Raw genomic sequence first — 6,161 nt, forward strand, 5'->3', positions numbered from 1 at the left:
TCGTGCACAAGCCGATTTTCCACAGGAGGTCCTATTCGTTCGATGACGGCTTGAAGCTGGTGCTGGGCGAGCGAACGCTTGTGATGGGTATTCTGAATGTGACGCCGGATTCCTTCTCGGACGGAGGCAGCTACATGAACCTGGACGCCGCGGTCGAGCGGGCGAGACGGATGGTGGAGGAAGGCGCCGACCTCATCGACATCGGCGGGGAGTCGACCCGTCCCGGGCATGAGCCGGTATCCGCGGAGGAGGAGATTCGCCGCATCGTTCCTGTTATCCAGGCGGTGCGCGAGCAGGTGAAGCTGCCGATCAGCGTCGACACGTACAAGCCGGAGACGGCGCGGGCGGCGATGGAGGCGGGAGCCCATATTCTGAACGACATCTGGGGCTTCCGGAACGATCCGCAGATGGCTTCGGTCGCCGCCGATTACGGCTGCCCCGTCATTCTGATGCACAATCGCCGGGAGCGGGATTATGCCGACTTCGTGCCCGACGTGCTGAGGGACCTGCAGACCAGCCTCGACCGCGCGAAGGCGTCCGGAGTCGCAAGCGATCATATCTGGCTCGATCCCGGCATCGGCTTCGCCAAGGATTACGAGGAGAACCTGATCATGATGGGCCATCTCGATAAGATCGTCGCTCTCGGGCACCCGGTGCTGCTGGCGGCTTCCCGCAAGCTGTTTATAAGGACGGCTCTGGGGCTGCCGGCTGACGATGTCGTGGAAGGGACGAATGCGACGACGGCGCTCGGCATTATGCAAGGCTGCCAGATCGTGCGCGTTCACGATGTGAAGCAAGCGGTGCGCACCGCCCGGATGACCGATGCGGTCGTCTACCGCCAGACGGCGAAGGAGGAACGATAAAGATGGATCGAATGATTCTGAAGCAGATGACCTTCTTCGGTTATCACGGCGTCTTCCCGGAGGAAAATAAGCTGGGGCAGAAGTTTATCGTCGATCTCGATCTGCGCATAAACCTCTCTTGGGCGGCAAGAAGCGACGATGTGGCGGATACGGTCAACTATGCCGATATTCATGCCTTGGTCAAGGAGATTGTCGAAGGGCCGCCGGTCAAGCTGATCGAGGCGCTCGCCGGACGTATTGCAAGCGCGGTACTCGGTACGTATACTATTATCCATGAAGCGACCGTCTCGGTCACGAAGCCGAACCCTCCATTCGCCATCACGTTCGACGGCGTTACGGTCGAGCTTCGGAGAACCCGGGACAAGGCCGGCAACATCGTTGCCGTAGAGGAATGAGTCGTGATGCGATTGGCAAACGAGAGATCGGCTGATGAGGGATTGGCGAACGAGAGATTGGCTTATGCGGCGCTGGGCGCCAATCTTGGAGATAGACACTCGACGCTTATGGAAGCGATCCGGCGGCTTGAGAGCACGGACGGAATCGGGCTGTCGCGCATATCGGGCGTCTACGAGACGGCTCCGGTCGGCGTGACCGACCAGCCCTCCTTCCTCAACATGGCCGTTGCGCTTCGGACCGGCCTTGAGCCGCTCGAGCTGCTGCGGAGGCTGCTGGGGATCGAGAACGAGCTTGGACGAGTCCGGACCGTTCGCTGGGGCCCGCGTCTTGTCGACCTGGATCTGCTCCTGTACGAGGGGGCCGAGCTGGATTCGGAGGAGCTGACGCTTCCGCATCCCCGCATGCATGAACGGGCTTTCGTGCTTGTGCCGCTGCAAGACGTCTGGCTTCCGGAGAGCGGTCCCTTCCCCTGGAAGGAGCATGTGACGGATGCCGCGAGACGGAAGGAAGGCATTCAATTGTGGGAGTCCCGAGAGAGCGGGCTCTGAACCGAGAGGAGCTGCCGCCATGCTGAAGATCGGCGACATCGAGATGAGCAACAAAGTGGTGCTGGCGCCGATGGCGGGCGTCTGCAACCCAGCATTCCGGTTAATTGCGAAGGAGTTCGGCTGCGGTCTCGTCTGCGCCGAGATGGTGAGCGACAAGGCGATTCTGCACGGCAACCGGCGGACGCTGGAGATGCTCTATGTAGATGAGCGGGAGAAGCCGCTGAGCCTGCAGATCTTCGGCGGGGACAAGGAGTCGCTGACGGAAGCCGTGCGCTTCGTCGACCGCAACACGAACGCCGACATTATCGACATCAACATGGGCTGCCCCGTGCCCAAAGTCACAAAGTGCGACGCGGGGGCCCGCTGGCTGCTCGATCCGAACAAGATCTACGAGATGGTGTCGTATGCGGTCGATGCCGCGAAGAGCAAGCCGGTCACGGTCAAGATGCGGATCGGCTGGGACGACGAGCACATCTATGCGGTGGAGAATGCCCGGGCGGTGGAACGCGCCGGCGGCGCCGCGGTGAGCGTGCATGGAAGAACTCGGGAACAATTGTATACCGGAACGGCGAACTGGGACATTATAAAGGACGTTAAGGAAGCCGTATCCATTCCGGTCATCGGCAACGGGGACGTGTTCTCTCCGGAGGACGCGGAGCGCATGCTGCAGCACACCGGCGTCGACGGCGTGATGATCGGCCGCGGGGCGCTCGGCAATCCTTGGATGCTCTATCGCACCGTTCACTACTTGACGACGGGGGATCTGCTGCCCGATCCGGACGCGGAGGAGAAGATCCGCATCGCGATGCTGCATATGGATCGTCTGATCCAGCTCAAGGGCGAAGGGCAGGCGGTTCGGGAGATGCGCAAGCACCTCGCCTGGTACCTCAAGGGGCTGCCGGACGCTTCCCGCGTGAAGAACGAGATCATGGAGATGACGTCGCGGGCGGCCGTCAAGAAGCGATTGGACGAATATGTCGAATCCCTCAAGGAAGAGGCGGCGGAAGGACCGGAGCAGGGGCAGGCGCTTGTCCACTGACACGGGCGCTCTGCCCCTTATCGGGGATGGAGCCTGCCCGAGAGGCGGCTTGTCGGGAACGAGGCCCGGCGGCGGGTAGTCCCTTCGGACTAATCGTTCCTCCTGTCGGCTCGATTAAGGCGAATTTCCGTGGTTTTCCGCTAATTGACATTTCGGAAGGGTTGCAATATAATCTTTAACAATATTCGCGACCCGAGACTTATTGCGTCATTGCGTCCGAACAATCAAGTGTCATGTCAACGGTTAAGCGCCATATATTTGAGTAGCGACGGATTGCTTGGTTGCGGCGGCAACCTACTTATGCGGCAAGAGCTGCAGCCCCTTCGTGCCCGGCACGAAATCATACCTTCGACAGGAGATCGGTGAGATGAGCGAGAAGGAAGTTCTTTTGACCCCAGATGGGCTTAAACGGCTCGAGGAAGAGCTGGAGAACCTCAAATCGGTCAAGCGCCGCGAGGTGGCCGAACGGATTAAAGTAGCGATCGGCTACGGCGATATTAGCGAGAACTCGGAGTACGAGGACGCGAAGAATGAGCAGGCGTTCATCGAAGGGCGCATCATTACCCTCGAGAAGATGCTGCGCAACGCCAGAATCATCAACAACGACGAGATCGATCTCGATACGGTAAGCATCGGATCGACGGTTGTGGTCGAAGATCTGGAGTTCGGCGATGTGGTGGAATACACCATCGTCGGAACGGCGGAATCGGATCCTCTTCAGAATAAGATCTCTAACGAGAGCCCGGTAGGCAAGACGATCATCGGCAAGAAGAAGGGCACCACTGTCGAAGTTAACGTTCCTGCGGGCATCATTCAATACAAAATCGTCGATATCAAGAAGTAAGCCAGAAGCCTTGCATTCTCGAGGGGCGGTCGGCGGAACGTCATGGGCGGGCCGTTGATCGCTCTTATGCCGTTCAATGACCTTGTTCTATGGAATCATGGAGCTATGGAATCATGGTATGATGAGAGCAGGGGAACAGGGCTATTCAAGTTGGAGGGACTCACCATCATGGATCAAGTGAATCAGACGGAGACGGCGGAATTGAGCGAACTGTTGCAGATCCGCCGCAACAAGCTGGACGAGCTGCGCAAGCTGGGCATCGACCCGTTCGGCGACAAGTTCGACCGCACACACGAAGCGGGCCCCATTCTCGCGCAATATTCGGACCTGTCGGCCGAGGAGCTGGACGAGCAGGCGATTCCGGTACGCGTCGCGGGCCGGATCATGCAGAAGCGCGCGATGGGGAAGGCTTCGTTCGCGCATATTCAAGACTTGAGCGGCAAGATTCAAATCTACGTTCGCGCCGACTCCGTTCCGGAGGACAAGTATAAGGCGTTCGGCATTCTCGACATCGGCGACATCATCGGCGTGACCGGCGTTGTGTTCAAGACCCGCACCGGAGAGACTTCCATCAAGGTGGACGATCTCGAGGTGTTGACGAAGTCGCTTCTGCCGCTGCCGGACAAGTTCCACGGGCTGAAGGATGTCGAGACGCGCTATCGCCAGCGTTATGTCGATCTGATCGTCAATCCGGACGTTCAGAAGACGTTCATCACGCGCTCGAAGATCATCCAATCGATGCGCCGTTACCTGGACGGGCTCGGCTATCTGGAGGTCGAGACGCCGACCCTTCACGCAATCGCGGGCGGAGCGGCGGCGAAGCCGTTCGTCACGCATCACAATGCGCTGGACATGCAGTTGTACATGCGGATCGCGATCGAGCTTCACCTGAAGCGCCTGATCGTCGGCGGCATGGAGAAGGTGTACGAGATCGGCCGCGTATACCGCAACGAGGGCATCTCGACGCGCCATAACCCGGAGTTTACGCTGCTTGAGCTGTACGAGGCTTACGCGGATTACGAGGATATCATGCGCCTCACCGAGAATCTGATCGTGCACCTTGCGCAGGAGGTTCTTGGCACGGCACAGGTTACGTATCAAGGCCAAGAGGTCGATCTGTCGACGCCGTGGCGCCGCGAGTCGATGACTTCGCTCGTCGAGAAGGTGGTCGGCATCGACTTCACGAAGGTAACCTCCGACGAGGAAGCCCATCGCCTGGCCAAGGAGCACAAGGTTCCGGTCGAACCGCACATGACGTACGGACATATCGTCAACGCGTTCTTCGAGACGTTCGTCGAGCATACGCTCATTCAGCCGACGTTCGTCACCGGCCACCCGGTCGACATCTCGCCGCTGGCGAAGAAGAGCGCGAAGGACCCTCGGTTCACCGACCGCTTCGAGCTGTTCATCGTGGCGCGCGAGCACGCGAACGCGTTCTCCGAGCTGAACGATCCGATCGACCAGCGCGAGCGCTTCGCCGCCCAGATGGTCGAGAAGGCTGCGGGCAACGATGAGGCTCAGGACCTCGACGAGGACTTCATCCGCGCGCTCGAATACGGCCTGCCGCCGACCGGCGGTCTCGGCATCGGCATCGACCGTCTCATCATGCTGCTGACGGACGCGCCGTCCATCCGCGACGTGCTGCTGTTCCCGCACATGCGCGATACGGACTGAGCTTGGCCGAAGCGTGGGCGGCAGCGGGCGGAGCTTGGAGCTTGGATTCGCTCGGATGCCGCAGCGGAAGACAGACGACTGTTCCCTCTCTTGAGGGGGCGGTCGTTTTTTTTGTAGTATCGGCGGCGGGAATGGGCGAACTCGCGGGTTGAGCTTCTTTGGAGGCCCTCCTTCGGTGCTGCCGAAGTCCCCCGGGGGCCAGAGCCAGGAATTTATATGAAAATTCACATTGGCGAGGCGCAATAATGGGCAGTTTGGGCGATTCTATGTGAAAAATAGCATATATGGAGAAAACTGCGGCTCGAAGTGTCGGATATATGCTAAAAACCGCATAAAACGTCTCGATTGCCTCCTTGTTCAAGGGGACGAATGTGGAAAACCATATAAAATCGCGATAGGCACCGGGCCAGAGATGCGAATAACAAGGCGTAGGGCAGAGGGAGATCATTATTTTGGAGAAAGGGGTTGCGTTTGGGCGGAGGCCTGTGATATATTATTTGAGTCGCCGCTGAGCGGTGGCCGCGAAGAAGTAAAGCAAGCAAGTAAGAGCAACAACCTTGTTCCTTGAAAACTGAACATCGAGCGTAATGAAATAGTCGAGCGGAGCTTCGGTTCTGCGAGACAAACCAGCAGTACAGAACGAGCCTTCAAGGTTCTTCTAAAGGTTTTACCTTTATGGAGAGTTTGATCCTGGCTCAGGACGAACGCTGGCGGCGTGCCTAATACATGCAAGTCGAGCGGAGTTATTCCTTCGGGGATGACTTAGCGGCGGACGGGTGAGTAACACGTAGGCAACC

At 58.9% G+C, this 6,161-nt stretch carries 6 protein-coding genes and 1 rRNA gene; all 7 read left to right on the forward strand.

What is annotated here, in order from left to right; genetic code table 11:
• Positions 1 to 2 precede the first annotated feature (2 nt).
• Positions 3 to 863: a dihydropteroate synthase gene (gene folP / locus E6C55_RS25225; RefSeq protein ID WP_230986849.1), complete on the forward strand. Its 861-nt coding sequence runs from the start codon at positions 3 to 5 to the stop codon at positions 861 to 863.
• 2 nt (positions 864 to 865) lie between these two features.
• A complete protein-coding gene (folB, locus tag E6C55_RS25230; RefSeq protein ID WP_136372599.1) occupies positions 866 to 1,258 on the forward strand; it encodes a dihydroneopterin aldolase in 393 nt (130 codons plus the stop codon).
• A gap of 6 nt (positions 1,259 to 1,264) precedes the next feature.
• The gene (gene folK, locus E6C55_RS25235) at positions 1,265 to 1,807 is read left to right on the forward strand and encodes a 2-amino-4-hydroxy-6-hydroxymethyldihydropteridine diphosphokinase (RefSeq protein WP_136372610.1); all 543 of its coding nucleotides are present in this window, start codon (positions 1,265 to 1,267) and stop codon (positions 1,805 to 1,807) included.
• A gap of 19 nt (positions 1,808 to 1,826) precedes the next feature.
• The gene (gene dusB, locus E6C55_RS25240; RefSeq protein ID WP_136372600.1) at positions 1,827 to 2,846 is read left to right on the forward strand and encodes a tRNA dihydrouridine synthase DusB; all 1,020 of its coding nucleotides are present in this window, start codon (positions 1,827 to 1,829) and stop codon (positions 2,844 to 2,846) included.
• A gap of 367 nt (positions 2,847 to 3,213) precedes the next feature.
• The gene (greA, locus tag E6C55_RS25245) at positions 3,214 to 3,690 is read left to right on the forward strand and encodes a transcription elongation factor GreA (protein WP_136372601.1); all 477 of its coding nucleotides are present in this window, start codon (positions 3,214 to 3,216) and stop codon (positions 3,688 to 3,690) included.
• A 168-nt stretch (positions 3,691 to 3,858) separates the two neighbouring features.
• Positions 3,859 to 5,364 carry a lysine--tRNA ligase gene (lysS, locus tag E6C55_RS25250; protein WP_136372602.1) on the forward strand — a complete coding sequence of 502 codons (1,506 nt, stop codon included), beginning with the start codon at positions 3,859 to 3,861 and terminating at the stop codon, positions 5,362 to 5,364.
• 672 nt (positions 5,365 to 6,036) lie between these two features.
• Positions 6,037 to 6,161 (forward strand): 16S ribosomal RNA (locus tag E6C55_RS25255); the annotation flags it as partial.

This window comes from Cohnella fermenti (genome assembly GCF_004801405.1).
GTDB classification, from domain to species: domain Bacteria; phylum Bacillota; class Bacilli; order Paenibacillales; family Paenibacillaceae; genus Cohnella; species Cohnella fermenti.